This window comes from Pantoea sp. Lij88 (genome assembly GCF_030062155.1).
Taxonomy (GTDB): Bacteria; Pseudomonadota; Gammaproteobacteria; order Enterobacterales; family Enterobacteriaceae; genus Pantoea.
Window position 1 is genome coordinate 740,647 of record NZ_CP118269.1, and the last position, 16,825, is coordinate 757,471.

Sequence of the window (16,825 nt, forward strand, 5' to 3'; positions counted from 1 at the left end):
TCGGTGAGGCGGTATTTACCGCCTCGTCTGGTTCGGTCTGCAGTGGGCCGATCGGTCAGGACATTATGCCTGCTCTCTTTCCGCTGAAAGTATCGCTTAACCCAGGTCGCCAAACCTCACCTGAAGTGCCGTAATGGCCGTCAGCGCGGTAGTTTCGGTGCGTAATACCCGTGGGCCAAGCAGAATGTCAGTAAAGTCGTGCTGTGCCGTCATCGCAATTTCATCCGCAGACAAACCGCCTTCAGGGCCAATCAGCAGTCGGACCCGCTCAACAGGCTGTGGCAGCGTATTGATACTGTGGCTGGCGCGCGGATGCAGGTTGAGCTTCAGACCGCTGTCAGCTTCGGCACACCAGGCTTCCAGCGTCATCGCTTCACGAATCTCCGGCACGCGATTACGGCCGCACTGCTCGCAGGCGGCAATAGCAATTTTCTGCCACTGCTGGATTTTCTTCGCCAGACGCTCAGCATCAAGCTTTACGCCACAGCGCTCGGAAAACAAGGGTGTAATGACATTCACGCCCAGTTCGATCGATTTCTGGATAGTGAATTCCATTTTTTCACCGCGCGACATCACCTGGCCTAAATGCAGATGTAAAGGTGACTCACGATCGTCCGGCTGGCTCTCTGTGACCGATACTTTTACACGCTTTTTATCAACATGCGTGATCTCTGCTGCAAAAGTCAGATTAGTGCCATCAAAGAGTTCCAGACGCTGGCCTGCCGTCATCCGGAGTACCCGGCCCACATGATTGGATGCATCTTCATCCAGGGTAATTTCACTGCCGATATCTAAGGGTTCGGCGTAATAGATGCGAGGTATGCGCATAAGGTTCCTGAGACCGGACGCCGCGCTGCAGCGGCGTCATGGGAAAAAGAGCTAGTGTAGGGCAGGGATTTTAGCGCTGGCAAGCCTGCTGCACATAAGGATTGTGATTGCCCTGAACCTTTGCAATGCGCTGGTCGCGTTCACACTCCCATTGGGTGACGGGATAGAGCTTATTCCAGGCGGTAAACAGCTGCGTCTGCTGGCGCGAAATGCGCAGATTATACTGATCGCGCATATAGAAATAGGTGCGGGCAATGGCGCCGCGTGCCCGTGCAGGTGGCTCCGCCTGTTTAAGTTTGAAGTCGATCTTCATCTCACACTGGCCGTACTGCTTCTCGCTGCCGTTCCATTGACTGTAGGCGAAGTTGCCACGGTCGCCATTCACTTCACCCACCGCAGGCTCCAGATTGTGCAGGTCGGTTTCGATGCGGCGATAGTCGGGATCTTTGCTGCAGTTTTTGCGGCCACCGTCCTGCCAGCACTGGCGCTGATGACCAAACTCCCAGGCCGGCATCACATGTTCCCACTCAATGCGTGCGGCGCGACTGGCGTTTTTACGAACCTGATAGCCACAGCTGTTGAGATCGGGAATACCTTTTTTCCCCTGCCACTGAATCTTACAGCCACAGTAGAACGAACCTGGTGCATCGGCGTTAATCGCCGCCGCAAAAGTTTTAGCCTGCTGAAAGTTATTTTGATGATAGTTATTCAGATTAAGGGCGTCAGCGGCGGGCGCGAACAGCAGTGCAACCGCCAGACTTATTATGCGAGACATATTCCAGTTTCTACCTGATTCGAAAAAGGGCGGCAGGTTAACAGAATGTGGAATAGGGCGGAATGGGGATTGTTCTCAGGAAGCGACAAACTCACCTGCGATCAGCAGGCTGCCACAGTGCACGCAGCGATATTCGCTCTCTTTGCGCAGCACCCGGTTGTGGCGGCGCACCGTCAGCTGATGCTGCTGACACTGACAGCGGTAAGCAAAGGTGTTGCTGCGCACGGAGGCGATCTCAAACTGATGGGTGCGCCGTGCCGGAACGCCCAGCACCTGCTCCATCATCCACTTCCACTCTTTGCCGTGCGGAGCAACGCGACCGAACTGCTTCCAGACCAGCAGATGTGCCAGCTCATGCGGCACCACTTCATCGATAAACGCCTGCTGATTTTCCAGCAGCAGCACCGGATTGATGCGAATTTCCCAGGCGGCCAGCCAGGCGGTGCCCGCCGCCGTTCCGCGCTGCTGATAGAGCAGTTTCGGTTCCGGATAGGCGGTTTTCAGTGCCTGATTTGCACGTTCAAGCGACTGGCGCAGTGAGCGCATCACAGCCTGCTGCAGGGCAATGGGGAGACGAGGCGTTTTCATGTCGCTCAGAATAATCGCCGGCGCGCAGGAACTCAACGCTGGCAACGACCGGTGCGGTTCTGGCTGGGGGAAAAATTCTGGTTTAAATATGGTTATGGGCTTTTTTAGAATATCCTAATGATAATGTTCACCGCAGAGTGGATGGATGACGAGCGAACGGCACAGAGCATGGATAAAGCAATGAAAAATAATGATAACGTCAGGAAACAACGGATTGTGCTGGTGACGGATCTGATGGCCGGTCGGGGGGGTATGGAAAATGTCACCGGTCAGTTAATCACGGCTCTGAATGCGGAACCCGGCACGGAAGCCGGGCTGTTTATTATTAACAGCGGAGAGGAAAGCCACTCCCGCGCCTGGACCGCCAACGCCGTCCTGGCAGAGAGCGTCTGCACGCTGCGGAATAAGAAGATAAAAAACCTTATTCACACGCTGAGAATGGCCGCCTTCTTTCGTCGCTATCAGCCCGATCATGTCCTGACTCTGAACACCATCCCCTGTCTGATGACGCGCCGCGCCATTACGCTGTCCGGACGTAAAATCGTCCTGTCGAGCTGGATGCACCTGCCTCCGCGCGAGCGTTATCGCCCACATTATCTGCTGCGGGCCGATCACCATTTTGCCATCAGTAAGCAGATCAAAGAGCAGCTGGTGGAATTAGGTGCGCGTGCCACTGACGTTGACGTTATCTATAACCCGATCAGGCGCAATGATGTCGTTATCGGCAGACCCCAGGCGCTGAAGTTTCTCTATATCGGTCGCGTTCATTTTCAGCGGCAGAAACAGCTTAAAGATCTGTTTGATGCGTTAACGCATCTGGATGCACCCTGGACGCTGGAGATTGTCGGTGACGGAGAAGATCTGACGCAGTGTCAGCACTACGTGGCGGAACTCGGGATTCAGGATCGCATCACCTGGCATGGCTGGCAGGAGAACGCCTGGGAGTACGTCCGCCAGCATATCAAACAGGTCACCTGTCTGCTGATGACCTCGAACTTCGAAGGCTTCCCGCTGATTCTGCTGGAGGCGATGTCGCGTGGTGTCTACTGCGTCTCATCCGACTGCATCAGCGGCCCGTCAGAAATTATTCAGAACGGTATTAATGGCCAGCTTTATCCGACCAGTGACAGCATGGCGCTGGCCGCAATTCTCAACGCCATGAGCGGGGATTTCCACTTCCCTGATCATCAGGTTATTAAAGCGAGCATCACCGGTTTTTATGAGGAAAATTATATGAAGCACCTGATGAGCGTGTTTAACCGTCTTACTGAGGTTAAGCATGACGAATAAAACCAGTCGCAATGGATTAACGTTAATGGTTAATTTTTCAGTGATTGCACTTTGCCTGGCGCTGTCACTGAATATGTTTGTTACCGGCCTGCCGCAAAAAATATTCTATCTGGTCTCTTATCTCTCCGTTGCGTCCGTGTTGTATGGCGTGGTGCGCAGACGAGTCGACTTTAAACAGAACGGTTTTTATATCGCCCTGTTTGCGGTGCTGATTATCTTCGCCCTGATCCGTCTTTTCTGGGCGATGCATGTAAAGGCGATTGAGACGGCGCCCTCAACCGATGCCATCACTAATATCGGCAACTATCTGTTGGGAGCAAAGCGGCTGCTGCTGGGGGCTTTTGTGCTGCTCAGCCTGGCTATTTATGGGCATCGGGTCTCCACAACCACGCTGCGCGTCGGAAGAGGGTTGATTCTGGTCGGACTGCTGATCACGCTGGGCTTTGGTATTCATGAGCACCTCTATACCGAGAATATCCGCATCAAGCTCACCACCGAAGCCGCCTCCATGTCCTCCTACATGATTCTGTTTATCTACTGCGCCTGGCTGTGGCTGAGCCGTTTTGAGACGCACGCTTACTGGAAGGTTGCCGATGTCGCTGTGCTGGCGGTGACCTTTGCCTTGCTCTACCTGTGCGGCACCCGCGTGACGCTGATTGCGCTGATGGCCGTGGGGCTGCTGTTCCTGGTGCAGACCTACCGGCTGTCGCTGCTGACGAACTGGCGGATTAGCGCTCTGCTGGTGGGCGTGCTGGCGGTGCTGGTTCTGATGACCAGCAACCGCTGGGTGGAAGGGGTGCAGGATATTGAGAACTATGGCTCAAACAGCTCGACCTCGCTGGGCGCTCGTGTAGCTATCTGGGGCGGGGCGGTCAACTTTATTGAGCATCATGGCGACTTTGCAACACCGGATGCGCGCACCACCGAGGCGCGTCAGTTCATCATGGCGCACTATCCCATGAATGTTGAAGGCTATACCAACGTCAAATACAACATGCACAACGAGTTCCTCGAAGTGACCTCATTGCAGGGCTGGCTGGGAATGCTGTCGCTGGCGCTGATCTATCTGACGGTGATGGCTGGCTGGCTTAAGAAGTGCGATCTGCGCGGCGTGGCGCTGCCGGTGCTGGGGCTGTTTATCTCCGGACTGACCGATTCGGTGCTGCCCTACAATCAGACCGCGACCATCTTCATGATGGCGCTGGCGCTTTGCTGCATAAGGCGGCCGCTGCCGGTGACGAGGGTGACGTCTGCATAGTGCCTGTCTGAACCAATAAAAACGGCGGGGTTTCCAGAGAAACCCCGCCGTTTTTTTTACCGCGTAATGCTAGTCGCGTGAACCGATGTCACGCAGTTTCTTACCTGCCATCAGGTTACGTTCGATGTGTTCCAGCGAGACGTTTTTGGTCTCAGGAATCAGCATCACCGTCAGCAGAATGAAGAACAGGTTAAGCAGTCCGTAGACCCAGAAGGTGTTCGCATTGCCCAGCGTATTCAGCATGGTCAGGAAGGTCGCACCCACGATCATGTTTGCAATCCAGTTGGTGGTCGTGGAGACAGTGATACCGAAGTCGCGGCCTTTCAGCGGCTGAATTTCGGAACAGAGTACCCAGATCAACGGACCGGCTGACATGGCAAAACCAACGATGAACATCAGCAGCATACCGACCGCGAAGTACTGTGCGCCCGCTGAGTGAATGCCGAAGTGCAGCATCGTGCCCAGTACGCCCATACCGGCTGCCATGACCATGAAGCCCAGAATCAGGGTAGGTTTACGACCCCAGCGATCCACCAGACCAATAGCAATGAAGGTCGCCAGTACGTTGACCAGACCCACAATCACCGTGCCCCACATCTGCTGAGTGGTGTTGGTGAAGCCTGCGATTTCGAAGATTTTTGGCGCGTAATACATGATGACATTCATGCCGGTGAACTGCTGCATCACCTGCAACAGAATGCCGAGATAGACCGCGCGACGGAAGTGGCTGCTGCTGGTGAACAGACCCCAGCCAGACTGCTTGACCTTCAGGCTTTCACGAATCTCTTCCAGCTCACGTTTTGCCTGCTCGCTGGTGTCACGCAGACGATCCAGCACGCGTTGTGCATCGCGGAAGTTGCCTCGCGCCGCCAGCCAGCGTGGGCTGTTTGGCAGGAAGAAAACACCGACCAGCAACAGCAGTGCCGGAATAGTGATGATGCCCAGCATCCAGCGCCAGTTGCCGGTAAAGCTGAACGCCGTATCGGTCAGGTAAGCACCCAGAATACCGATGGTGATCATCAGCTGGTAAAGCGAAATCATACTGCCGCGAATTTTTTCCGGAGCGATCTCAGAAAGATAAAGCGGGGCGGTATAAGAGGCGATACCGACAGCCAGACCCAGCAGAACGCGGGCGCTAATCAGCATTTCCGGGTTTGGCGACATCGCTGACCAGAGTGAACCGATAACGAACAGAATCGCACCTGCCATCAGGCTTTTCTTACGGCCCAGGCGGGATGACATCCAGCCGCTACCGATAGCACCGACCGCCGCACCAAACATCATGGAACTGACGATCCACTCCTGCTGATGAGGGGTGACGTTAAAGTCCTTTGCGATAAACGGCAGGGCACCGGCGATAACGCCGATATCCAGACCGAACAGCAGTCCCGCAAGGGCCGCCAGAAAGCAGACAAATAAGGTCATCGCCTTATTTGAAGTTCTGCTTTTGTGTGTATTGCCAGGCATGGGAGCCTCCAGGTTTATCCATCATTGTTTTTATCAATGTTAAAAAACCCTTTGCGGGAAAAAAGTGAGCCTGATCACATCAGTGTAATCGCTTACACACGCTGAAACCCTGAAATTCAGCATATTTTTCCCGGAAAGATTAATTAACCAGTGAGGTATAGCACTCATTAAGTTTCTGACAATGCTCTATTTAGTGGCTATCAGACGACGCTGAAAATAACGCATTTTCAGCATAATAACTACGTGCGTTAATTCTTAAATATCGGATAAACAAAGCATTTCAATTTGTAATCGCTAACATTTCGTCGTCAGAAAAAGCGCAAAGAAGTGTAGTTGAGAATGGAAAATTTGCTGGAGAGTGAAGGAGATGCCTAAAAGATTTGTTTTTTTCCCTCGTCGGGCGCTCTTCAAAGAGGGGGCAGCCAGGTCGTTCCGGTGAATGGCGTGAGCAAAAGGTCTCCGGTTAGCCATGGGGCTGAAAAGGCGATAAAAAACCCCGCCGCAGGGGCAGGGTTTTTATCAGCAGCTGCTGACCTTACAGGCCAGCTGCTTCACGCAGCAGAGCAGCTTTGTCGGTTTTTTCCCATGGGAAATGTTCGCGACCAAAGTGACCGTAAGCAGCGGTTTCTTTATAGATTGGGTGCAGCAGATCCAGCATCTGAATCAGACCGTATGGACGCAGGTCGAAGAACTCGCGAACCAGCAGGGTCAGCTGTTCGGTAGAGATTTTCTCGGTGCCGAAGGTTTCCACCATGATGGAAGTCGGTTCCGCCACGCCGATAGCGTAGGAGACCTGGATTTCACAACGGTCAGCCAGACCGGCAGCAACGATGTTCTTCGCCACGTAACGCGCCGCATAGGCTGCAGAGCGGTCAACTTTAGACGGATCTTTACCAGAGAACGCACCGCCACCGTGACGCGCCATGCCGCCGTAGGTGTCTACGATGATTTTACGACCGGTCAGACCGCAATCGCCCATCGGGCCGCCGATCACAAAGCGACCGGTCGGGTTGATGTGATATTTGGTTGAGGCGCTCAGCCATTCTGCTGGCAGAACCGGCTTGATGATCTCTTCCATCACCGCTTCCTGCAGATCTTTCTGGCTGATGGATTCCGCGTGCTGGGTAGAAAGCACAACGGCATCGATGCCGACGATTTTGCCATCGTCATACTGGAAAGTGACCTGGCTCTTGGCATCCGGACGCAGCCACGGCAGGGTGCCGTTTTTACGCACTTCAGCCTGACGCTGAACCAGACGGTGCGCATAGGTCACCGGTGCAGGCATCAGCACGTCTGTTTCGTTGGTGGCATAGCCGAACATCAGGCCCTGGTCGCCCGCGCCCTGTTCCAGCGGATCGGTGCGGTCAACGCCCTGGTTGATATCCTGAGACTGTTTACCAATCGCGCTTAACACGGCGCAGGAGTTGGCATCAAAGCCCATATCGGAATGAACATAGCCGATTTCACGTACGGTCTGACGGGTGATCTCTTCGATATCAACCCATGCGCTGGTGGTGATTTCACCGCCAACCAGCACCATACCGGTTTTAACGTAGGTTTCGCAGGCCACGCGCGCTTTAGGATCCTGTTCCAGGATCGCATCCAGCACAGCATCGGAGATCTGGTCGGCGATTTTATCGGGATGTCCTTCTGATACGGACTCGGACGTAAAAAGGTGTTTAGCCATTCTGTTCTTTACCTTAAATATGGTTTGAGTACGACTGCATAGCGCCAGTGAGGTTGTCTGACCTGACGCCCCTTCAGGCAAAGCCGCGAGCAGTGAGGTTGTGTCAGCACAGCAGGATGACACCGCCTGGATAGTAACCTGTTTAGATGGAAAACCATCTGGACGGCTATTTTAGGATAGAGGGTAAACCAATTACCAGCCCTTTTTCTGTTTCGGCGCTTAACCTGTCACCGTTATCGGCATAATTTGCTGACACTCCACGCAATTCCCGGATTATCTTTTTGCTTTTTTGCGCTGTAAACGGTATAAAACGCCGCTGCTTCGATTGCAGCAGCAAGGATGACGCCACTGTTTGCGTCGCGCCTGTCAGACTCTGGTCTGGCGTTCACCCAGGTTGTTTTCCATGTGCCCCTGGCATATGCGGAGGTGATACAAGTAATGAACCACGCTTTTTCTTCTTCCGGTTCTTTGCGCTGCGGCGCTGCGCTGGCTCTCTCCTGCCTCCCATCAGTTTCTGTTTCCTGCCGACAATATGTCCGATGCGGTAATTTTACCGACACAGGCGCCGGCTAATCTCTATCTCTGTTCTGGCAAGTTTGTCTCTTCTCTGCGTCCGCGCAGCGGAACGACGCAGGTTATCCATGGTCAATACAAAACTAAATGTTCTCTGTTTAAACGGAGATGACCAGGGTGTTTTACACTTAACTCTCATGCGTGAATCGCGCTGACGGCAACGTCAGGTGAACAGGACATTGCGTTTAATGTGGCAACAGATTTTCAGATTAGCGGCCATAAAGCCGGTTAACAGTTTTATCTTTCAACGGAAAATTGAGGTTCGCGATGTCTGACGACATGAAGAATATCAAAGGTTCGTCAGCTGGCGAACAGGGTGCACTCCGCTCCATGCAGGAGGTTGCAATGAACGATCAGGATGCGAGCAAAATGTTGCGTACTTACAACATCGCCTGGTGGGGCAACAACTATTACGACGTTAACGAACTGGGCCACATCAGTGTCTGCCCCGATCCGGATCGTCCAGACGTGCGCGTCGACTTAGCCCGTCTGGTTAAAGAGCGCGAAGCACAGGGCCAGCGTCTGCCCGCGCTGTTCTGCTTCCCACAGATTCTGCAGCATCGTCTGCGTTCGATTAACGCCGCCTTTAAACGTGCGCGTGAATCTTACGGTTATAAAGGCGACTACTTCCTGGTTTACCCCATCAAAGTTAACCAGCACAAACGCGTCATCGAGTCGCTGATCCACTCCGGCGAACCGCTGGGACTGGAAGCGGGCTCTAAAGCCGAGCTGATGGCCGTGCTGGCGCACGCCGGTCAGACCCGTTCAGTCATCGTCTGTAACGGCTACAAAGACCGCGAATATATTCGTCTGGCACTGATCGGCGAGAAGATGGGCCACAAGGTCTATCTGGTGCTGGAGAAGATGACGGAAGTCCGCCTGGTGCTGGAGGAAGCGGAGCGTCTGAATGTAGTGCCGCGTCTCGGTATCCGTGCGCGTCTGGCTTCTCAGGGCTCCGGTAAATGGCAGTCGAGCGGCGGCGAAAAGTCGAAGTTTGGCCTGTCCGCTACTCAGGTGCTGAAACTGGTTGAGATCATGCGCGAAGCGGGTCGCATCGACAGCCTGCAGCTGCTGCACTTCCATCTGGGTTCGCAGATGTCCAACATCCGCGACATCGCTACCGGCGTGCGTGAGTCGGCGCGCTTCTACGTCGAACTCGCGAAGCTGGGCGTTAACATCAAATGCTTCGACGTCGGCGGCGGTCTGGGCGTCGATTACGAAGGAACGCGCTCGCAGTCTGACTGCTCGGTCAACTATGGCCTGAATGAATACGCTAACAACGTGATCTGGGCGATTGGTGCGGCCTGTGATGAGCACGGTCTGGAGCATCCGACGGTGATTACCGAGTCGGGTCGTGCCGTGACCGCGCACCACACGGTGCTGGTCTCCAACATCATTGGTGTGGAGCGTAACGAGTTCAGCGAACCTGAAACGCCGGATGCGGATGCGCCGCGCCCGATCCTCAGCATGTGGGAAACCTGGCAGGAGATGCACGAGCCGAGCACCCGCCGTTCGCTGCGTGAATGGCTGCACGACAGCCAGATGGATCTGTTTGATATCCACACAGGCTACTCGTCAGGCACCTACGATCTCAAACAGCGTTCATGGGCTGAGCAGCTCTATCTGAGCATCTGCCACTATATCCAGCAGCATCTCGATCCCAGCAACCGTGCGCACCGTCCAATCATCGACGAACTGCAGGAGCGGATGGCGGATAAGATCTACGTTAACTTCTCGCTGTTCCAGTCCATGCCGGATGCGTGGGGTATCGATCAGCTGTTCCCGGTACTGCCGCTGGAAGGGCTGAACAAGAAGCCGGAGCGCCGCGCCGTGCTGCTCGACATTACCTGTGACTCCGATGGCACCATCGATCACTATGTGGATGGCGACGGTATCGCGACCACCATGCCGATGCCGGAATATGACCTGGATAACCCGCCAATGCTGGGCTTCTTCATGGTTGGTGCTTATCAGGAAATCCTGGGCAACATGCATAACCTGTTCGGTGACACCGAAGCGGTGGATGTCTACGCACGCGAAAATGGCGATGTGGAAGTCCAGCTCTCCGATGAAGGCGACACCGTGGCAGACATGCTGCGTTACGTGCAGCTTGATCCTAACGAGTTGATGGCGCTGTTCCGCAATCAGGTGCAGGCGTCCGATCTCGACGAAGAGCTGCGCGCGCAGTTCCTGGAAGAGTTTGAGAGCGGCCTCTACGGATACACCTATTTAGAAGATGAATAATCGGCCCCGGCAGCCCGCAATCGCATATTGCAGTTGCCGTTAACTATGTCGATAATCTGACTCACTCAATCCCTTCCTCGTCGGGCCTAACGACGCGGAGGGGATTTTTTTTATCTCAACCTTAATGGCTTGCGGGCCTGGCCCGACTTACGCACATAGAGAGAGCAATTATGTATAACACGCTTGGCAATCAGTACGACAACTCCCTGGTTTCTAACGCCTTTGGATTTATGCGCTTTCCGCTGAATTTCCAGCCTTATGACAGCGACGCTGAGTGGGTGATTACCGGCGTGCCGTTTGATGCTGCTACCTCGGGTCGTCCGGGCAGCCGCCTGGGCCCTGGCGCGATTCGTCAGATCTCCACCAATCTGGCCTGGGAAGGCTGCCGCTGGCCGTGGGATTTCGACCTGCGTCAGCGCCTGAACGTCGTTGACTGTGGCGATCTGGTTTACGCCTTCGGTGATTCGCAGGATCTCTCTGACAAATTGCAGGCCCATGCGGAAAAACTGCTGGCCAATGGCAAGCGCATGATGACCTTTGGCGGCGACCACTACGTCACGCTGCCACTGCTGCGCGCCCATGCGAAACATTTCGGCAAGATGGCGCTGGTGCATTTCGATGCGCATACCGACACCTACTCCAACGGCCCGACCTTTGACCACGGCACCATGTTCTTTACCGCGCCGAAAGAGGGTCTGATCGATCCACAGCACTCTGTCCAGATTGGTATCCGTACCGAATTCGACAAGAGCCTGGGCTTCAACGTGCTGGATGCAGCGCAGGTCAATGACCGCAGCGTTGACGATATCCTTGCCGAAGTGAAACGCACCGTTGGCGATCTGCCGATCTACCTGACCTTCGACATCGACTGTCTGGATCCGGCGCATGCGCCTGGCACCGGCACGCCGGTCATTGGCGGCCTGACCACCGATAAAGCGACCAAACTGATCCGTGGCCTGCAGGGCATGAACATTGTCGGCATGGATCTGGTGGAAGTGGCTCCGGGTTACGATCACGCTGACCTGACCGCGCTGGCGGCCGCGACGCTGGCGCTGGATATGCTGCATGTTCAGGCGGCGAACAAAGGCTAATCCTGTCCTGAGCCTGCCGGGTGAATCCGGCAGGCTTTGCGCCGCCGACGCATGCGGCGCAGTCCCGGTAACACCCTCCATCCGCCTTCCTCTTCAGATTGTTTCCCCTTGTGACAGCGCACGCGCCTCAGGCGTAACCGCGCATCAGCAACTAAACTGACGGATATCAATTCTCAACGTGGAGGCAATCATGGGCTTTCTTGACGAACTGGCGGGGTCGCTGCACGGCAATCAGAGTGATGGGCATCTGCCCGGACAACTGCAGGCGGTCTGGCACTGGGTACAGGAGCAGGGCGGTATTGAGGTTCTGCTGCAAAAATTCCAGCAGGGCGGGCTGGGCGAAGTGTTTGGTTCGTGGATCGGCACCGGGACGAATCAGCCGGTTGAACACAGCGACATCCACTCTGCGGTTGGTCAGGCGGAGCTGCAGTCACTGGCGGATAAGCTGGGAACCGACGTTAAAGGCGCGGCGGGCACGCTGGCGATTATTCTGCCGCAGCTGATCGACAAGATGTCACCCCAGGGGCATATGGATGAAGCATCGCTGCATGAGAACAAACTCGATTTAGGTTCGATGGTGGATCAGATATTCAAACGCTAAGCCACCGGACCTGACTCTACAGGCGCATGCATCGCGCATGCGCCTGGTTATGCGTTACTTCGCATCAGCCGCGATACGCTCACGGATGTGCGCCGCACGTGCTTCAGAAGCCGGGTGCGAGTCAAACATTGAGCTCTGACGTCCCTGTTCCAGCTTCGCCAGTTTTTCGAAGCTGGTCACCAGACCCTCCGGATTGATGTTGCGCTTCTTCATCAGATCGTAGGAGTAGTCATCCGCCTGCGATTCCTGAGTCTGAGAGAACTGAGCATTAACCAGCTTTTCACCCATTTCACCCAGCTGCGACTGCGACAGTGAACCGATCACGCCGCCCACTGAGGCCGCTGCCGTGCGAGCTGCGGTCGTGGCATACGCCACCTGCATCGCCTTACGCGTATGGCCTAACGCCACGTGGCCCATCTCATGGCCCAGCACGCCTTCCACTTCATTGTCGGTCATCATATCCATCAGGCCGCTGTAAACGCGGATACAGCCGTTTGCCATCGCCCAGGCGTTGACATCTTTGGTCTGATAAACCTTGTAGTTCGCCGGAACACCGTTGATGTTGTCGCCCAGCGCGGCGGCGATCTTGTTCAGACGCTGCTGATACTCGCTGTTAGCGGGCGCAATCTGATTATCTTTGTCCATCTGCTCACAGGATTTGTCGCTCAGTTGTTTAACCTGATCGTCGCTCAGGGAATAAGCCTGATACGCCTGCGCGCCTGACTGCATCAGCGCATTATTGTCCAGACCCTGACAGCCGCTGAGCAGCGTTGTCAGACCCAGTGCTAACACCATTTTTTTGATTTTCATGCTGTATCCCATCCATAACAAGGTAAGAAAAACAAACACCTGAAACTCAGTCAGGTGAATAAACGAGTTGGTTATAGCGTGCCAGTCTGCACTTTGCTAGCAGAGTTGGCCGGAAAAGCCATACGAAGCGGCTACATTTAGCGTTTTACAACATGTACTTTTGACCCGATTTTCATGTACATTGATTGGCAACTTTTTCCTTGTTTTGCCCGGTAACTCATTAATAACAATAAGTTAAGGTGCGAAGCATTAATCCGACCTGGAGTAGAAAATGCCCTCTCGTAAAGAGCTTGCCAACGCCATTCGTGCGTTAAGTATGGATGCAGTACAGAAAGCGAAATCGGGACATCCGGGTGCCCCAATGGGCATGGCGGACATCGCTGAAGTTCTCTGGCGCGGCTACCTGAACCACAACCCAACCAACCCGCTATGGGCCGACCGCGACCGTTTCGTGCTCTCTAACGGTCACGGCTCCATGCTGATCTATAGCCTGCTGCACCTGACCGGTTACGATCTGCCATTGAGCGAACTGGAAAACTTCCGCCAGCTGCACTCAAAAACTCCAGGTCACCCTGAATATGGCTACACCGTGGGCGTTGAAACCACCACCGGTCCGCTGGGGCAGGGCATCGCGAACGCCGTCGGCTTTGCCATTGCTGAGCGCACGCTGGCCGCACAGTTCAACCGTCCGGGTCATGACATCGTAGACCACAACACCTATGTCTTCATGGGTGATGGCTGCATGATGGAAGGTATTTCGCACGAAGTCTGCTCTCTGGCCGGAACGCTGAAGCTGGGCAAACTGGTGGCGTTCTATGATGACAACGGTATCTCTATCGACGGTCACATCGATGGCTGGTTCACCGATGACACCGCTAAGCGCTTTGAAGCGTACGGCTGGCACGTGGTGCGCGGCGTTGATGGTCACGATGCCGATGCGATTGCAAAAGCGATCGACGAAGCAAAAAGCGTCAGCGACAAGCCTTCACTGCTGATGTGCAAAACCGTGATCGGCTTCGGTTCACCGAACAAAGCGGGCACCCATGATTCACACGGCGCACCGCTGGGTGATGACGAAGTCGCACTGACCCGCAAACAGCTGGGCTGGAACCACGCACCGTTCGTGATTCCTTCTGACATCTACGCTGAGTGGGACGCGAAAGAAGCGGGCAAGGCGAAAGAAGCGGCATGGGATGAGAAATTTGCTGCGTATGCGCAGGCACATCCTGAACTGGCTGCCGAATTCAAACGTCGCGTGAGCAACGAACTGCCTGCTAACTGGCACGAAGAGTCTCAGAAATTCGTTGAGCAACTGCAGGCGAACCCGGCGAAGATCGCCAGCCGTAAAGCTTCTCAGAATGCTATTGAAGCCTTTGGTAAAATCCTGCCGGAATACCTGGGCGGCTCAGCCGACCTGGCGCCGAGCAACCTGACTATCTGGTCTGGCTCTAAGCCAATCAACGAAGATGCTGCGGGTAACTACATCCATTACGGCGTGCGCGAGTTCGGTATGACCGCTATCGCCAACGGTCTGGCGCTGCACGGCGGCTTCCTGCCTTACACCGCGACCTTCCTGATGTTCGTTGAATATGCGCGTAACGCAGCGCGTATGGCGGCACTGATGAAGATCCGTCAGATCATGGTCTACACCCACGACTCTATCGGTCTGGGCGAAGATGGCCCGACGCATCAGCCGGTTGAGCAGATGGCGAGCCTGCGCACCACCCCAAACATGAGCCTGTGGCGTCCATGTGACCAGGTCGAATCTGCCGTGGCGTGGAAATATGCCATCGAACGTCAGGATGGCCCGACGGCGCTGATCTTCTCCCGTCAGAACCTGGCGCAGCAGGAACGTGATGCTGCACAGCTGGCTAACGTGGCGCGTGGGGGTTATGTGCTGAAAGATTGCGACGGTACGCCTGAGCTGATCCTGATCGCCACCGGTTCAGAAGTTGAACTGGCTGTGGGTGCCTGGGACAAACTCAGCAGCGAAGGCCGCAAAGTGCGCGTGGTCTCTATGCCGTCAACGGATGCTTTCGACAAGCAGAGCGACGAATACCGTGAATCTGTGCTGCCGAAAGCGGTCAGCGCTCGCGTGGCTATCGAAGCGGGCATTGCCGATTACTGGTTCAAATACACCGGCCTGAACGGCGCTATCGTGGGAATGACCAGCTTCGGCGAATCGGCTCCTGCGGATCAGCTGTTCGAACTGTTTGGCTTTACCGTCGACAACGTGGTCGCGAAAGCGAAAGCGCTGCTGGCGTAAAAACCGGCCAGGCGGGTCAGTTCCCGTCTGGCAGTGAAATCAGAGGGACGAGCCTTTCGTCCCTTTTCCTTTTTTATTCCTCCAGTAATAACCGATTCAGGCTTCAATTTGTGACGCAGATCCAAATTTAAGCAGTCAGATTGATCGCAGTCATTCCCGTTATTCCTTCCTTCTATTATTCTGGCTGAACCGTTTCAGTCGTCGGGCAGACCGCCCTGATTTCGGACAATGCCGGGTAAGAATCTCCTGTACAAAGTGCAGTGAAACGCTCAGGCTAACGGCACGTTTTTTTCAGTCTGACGTGGCAGGAGAGAAATGACGGTACGGGTAGCAATAAATGGTTTTGGCCGGATTGGACGCAATGTCCTGCGCGCGCTCTATGAGACGGGCCGACGTGCAGAGATCACGGTGGTCGCGATTAACGAGCTGGCAGAAGCGACCGGCATGGCGCACCTGCTGAAATACGATACCAGCCATGGCCGTTTTGCTTTTGATGTCCGCCAGGAGCGCGATGTCATGTGGGTAGGGGGCGATACCCTGCGCATTCTGCACCGTGCAGACATTGCCGATCTGCCGTGGCGTGAACTCGACGTGGATGTGGTGCTGGACTGCACCGGCGTCTATGGCTCACGGGCCGATGGCGAAGCCCATCTGCAGGCGGGTGCTAAAAAAGTCCTGTTCTCCCATCCCGGCGGAAACGATCTCGACGCCACCGTTGTGTACGGTGTTAACCAGCAGGATCTGACCGCCAGCGACCGCATTGTTTCCAACGCTTCCTGTACCACGAACTGCATTATCCCGGTCATCAAACTGCTGGATGATGAGTTTGGTATCGAATCCGGCACCGTCACCACGATCCACTCGGCGATGCACGATCAGCAGGTGATCGACGCCTATCACAGCGATCTGCGTCGCACCCGCGCCGCCAGTCAGTCGATCATCCCGGTGGATACCCGTCTGGCGGCAGGCATTACCCGTATTTTTCCGAAATTCAACGATCGCTTTGAGGCGATAGCCGTTCGCGTCCCGACGATTAACGTGACGGCCATTGATCTCAGCGTTTCTGTGCATAACGCGGTAACGGCATGTGACGTTAACACCTTGTTGCGAAGCGCGGCAGAAGGGGCATTTCGTGGTATAGTTGACTACACGGAATTACCGTTAGTCTCAGTAGATTTTAACCATGATCCGCACAGTGCCATTGTGGACGGAACACAAACGCGGGTAAGCGGTCAACACCTTATCAAGACCCTGGTCTGGTGTGACAATGAATGGGGCTTTGCTAACCGAATGCTCGACACGACGTTAGCGATGGCCGCAAGCGGTTTCAGGTAAGACGCGGTTTGC

At 55.0% G+C, this 16,825-nt stretch carries 13 protein-coding genes; 7 read left to right on the top strand and 6 right to left on the bottom strand.

The window, feature by feature from the left end; genetic code table 11:
* Window positions 1–96 precede the first annotated feature (96 nt).
* From rsmE to PU624_RS07425, 3 genes are all read right to left on the bottom strand, one after another.
* Window positions 97–828 (bottom strand): 16S rRNA (uracil(1498)-N(3))-methyltransferase, encoded by a 732-nt coding sequence (gene rsmE, locus PU624_RS07415; RefSeq protein WP_283547129.1) that lies wholly within the window; start codon window positions 826–828, stop codon window positions 97–99.
* A 70-nt stretch (window positions 829–898) separates the two neighbouring features.
* The gene (endA, locus tag PU624_RS07420; RefSeq protein WP_283547130.1) at window positions 899–1,603 is read right to left on the bottom strand and encodes a deoxyribonuclease I; all 705 of its coding nucleotides are present in this window, start codon (window positions 1,601–1,603) and stop codon (window positions 899–901) included.
* 75 nt (window positions 1,604–1,678) lie between these two features.
* Window positions 1,679–2,191 (bottom strand): SprT family zinc-dependent metalloprotease, encoded by a 513-nt coding sequence (locus tag PU624_RS07425; protein WP_283547131.1) that lies wholly within the window; start codon window positions 2,189–2,191, stop codon window positions 1,679–1,681.
* 141 nt (window positions 2,192–2,332) lie between these two features.
* Here PU624_RS07425 and PU624_RS07430 point away from each other — a divergent pair, with 141 nt between their 5' ends.
* Entirely contained in the window at window positions 2,333–3,481 is a 1,149-nt protein-coding gene (locus PU624_RS07430) for a glycosyltransferase (protein WP_283547949.1), read from the top strand.
* Between the two features lie 25 nt (window positions 3,482–3,506).
* Window positions 3,507–4,739 carry an O-antigen ligase family protein gene (locus PU624_RS07435; protein WP_283547132.1) on the top strand — a complete coding sequence of 411 codons (1,233 nt, stop codon included), beginning with the start codon at window positions 3,507–3,509 and terminating at the stop codon, window positions 4,737–4,739.
* A 69-nt stretch (window positions 4,740–4,808) separates the two neighbouring features.
* On the opposite strand, the gene PU624_RS07440 is transcribed toward PU624_RS07435, so the two are convergent.
* Window positions 4,809–6,206 (bottom strand): sugar porter family MFS transporter, encoded by a 1,398-nt coding sequence (locus tag PU624_RS07440; RefSeq protein ID WP_179898507.1) that lies wholly within the window; start codon window positions 6,204–6,206, stop codon window positions 4,809–4,811.
* Between the two features lie 535 nt (window positions 6,207–6,741).
* Window positions 6,742–7,893, bottom strand: a complete 1,152-nt coding sequence (gene metK / locus PU624_RS07445; protein ID WP_283547133.1) for a methionine adenosyltransferase — start codon at window positions 7,891–7,893, stop codon at window positions 6,742–6,744.
* An 840-nt stretch (window positions 7,894–8,733) separates the two neighbouring features.
* Between metK and speA the strand changes: the two genes are divergently transcribed.
* From speA to PU624_RS07460, 3 genes are all read left to right on the top strand, one after another.
* Window positions 8,734–10,710 (top strand): biosynthetic arginine decarboxylase, encoded by a 1,977-nt coding sequence (gene speA / locus PU624_RS07450; protein WP_090965877.1) that lies wholly within the window; start codon window positions 8,734–8,736, stop codon window positions 10,708–10,710.
* 170 nt (window positions 10,711–10,880) lie between these two features.
* Complete coding sequence (speB, locus tag PU624_RS07455) at window positions 10,881–11,801, top strand: agmatinase (RefSeq protein ID WP_090965875.1); 921 nt, start codon at window positions 10,881–10,883, stop codon at window positions 11,799–11,801.
* Between the two features lie 190 nt (window positions 11,802–11,991).
* Complete coding sequence (locus tag PU624_RS07460) at window positions 11,992–12,402, top strand: YidB family protein (protein ID WP_283547134.1); 411 nt, start codon at window positions 11,992–11,994, stop codon at window positions 12,400–12,402.
* Between the two features lie 54 nt (window positions 12,403–12,456).
* Here the strand turns inward: PU624_RS07460 and loiP are convergent, their stop codons facing one another.
* Window positions 12,457–13,212 carry a metalloprotease LoiP gene (gene loiP / locus PU624_RS07465; RefSeq protein WP_283547135.1) on the bottom strand — a complete coding sequence of 252 codons (756 nt, stop codon included), beginning with the start codon at window positions 13,210–13,212 and terminating at the stop codon, window positions 12,457–12,459.
* 271 nt (window positions 13,213–13,483) lie between these two features.
* On the opposite strand from loiP, the gene tkt reads away from it, so the two are divergent.
* Window positions 13,484–15,478 (top strand): transketolase, encoded by a 1,995-nt coding sequence (tkt, locus tag PU624_RS07470; protein ID WP_283547136.1) that lies wholly within the window; start codon window positions 13,484–13,486, stop codon window positions 15,476–15,478.
* Window positions 15,479–15,793: 315 nt separating this feature from the next.
* Window positions 15,794–16,813, top strand: coding sequence for an erythrose-4-phosphate dehydrogenase (epd, locus tag PU624_RS07475; RefSeq protein WP_283547137.1), 1,020 nt, complete (start codon window positions 15,794–15,796; stop codon window positions 16,811–16,813).
* The last annotated feature ends 12 nt before the right edge of the window (window positions 16,814–16,825 follow it).

Bases quoted from the DNA above. Each gene is read 5' to 3' on its own strand.
- rsmE (WP_283547129.1), bottom strand. From the start codon at position 828: ATGCGCATACCTCGCATCTATTACGCCGAACCCTTAGATATCGGCAGT.
- endA (WP_283547130.1), bottom strand. From the start codon at position 1,603: ATGTCTCGCATAATAAGTCTGGCGGTTGCACTGCTGTTCGCGCCCGCC.
- PU624_RS07425 (WP_283547131.1), bottom strand. From the start codon at position 2,191: ATGAAAACGCCTCGTCTCCCCATTGCCCTGCAGCAGGCTGTGATGCGC.
- PU624_RS07430 (WP_283547949.1), top strand. From the start codon at position 2,333: ATGGATGACGAGCGAACGGCACAGAGCATGGATAAAGCAATGAAAAAT.
- PU624_RS07435 (WP_283547132.1), top strand. From the start codon at position 3,507: ATGGTTAATTTTTCAGTGATTGCACTTTGCCTGGCGCTGTCACTGAAT.
- PU624_RS07440 (WP_179898507.1), bottom strand. From the start codon at position 6,206: ATGCCTGGCAATACACACAAAAGCAGAACTTCAAATAAGGCGATGACC.
- metK (WP_283547133.1), bottom strand. From the start codon at position 7,893: ATGGCTAAACACCTTTTTACGTCCGAGTCCGTATCAGAAGGACATCCC.
- speA (WP_090965877.1), top strand. From the start codon at position 8,734: ATGTCTGACGACATGAAGAATATCAAAGGTTCGTCAGCTGGCGAACAG.
- speB (WP_090965875.1), top strand. From the start codon at position 10,881: ATGTATAACACGCTTGGCAATCAGTACGACAACTCCCTGGTTTCTAAC.
- PU624_RS07460 (WP_283547134.1), top strand. From the start codon at position 11,992: ATGGGCTTTCTTGACGAACTGGCGGGGTCGCTGCACGGCAATCAGAGT.
- loiP (WP_283547135.1), bottom strand. From the start codon at position 13,212: ATGAAAATCAAAAAAATGGTGTTAGCACTGGGTCTGACAACGCTGCTC.
- tkt (WP_283547136.1), top strand. From the start codon at position 13,484: ATGCCCTCTCGTAAAGAGCTTGCCAACGCCATTCGTGCGTTAAGTATG.
- epd (WP_283547137.1), top strand. From the start codon at position 15,794: ATGACGGTACGGGTAGCAATAAATGGTTTTGGCCGGATTGGACGCAAT.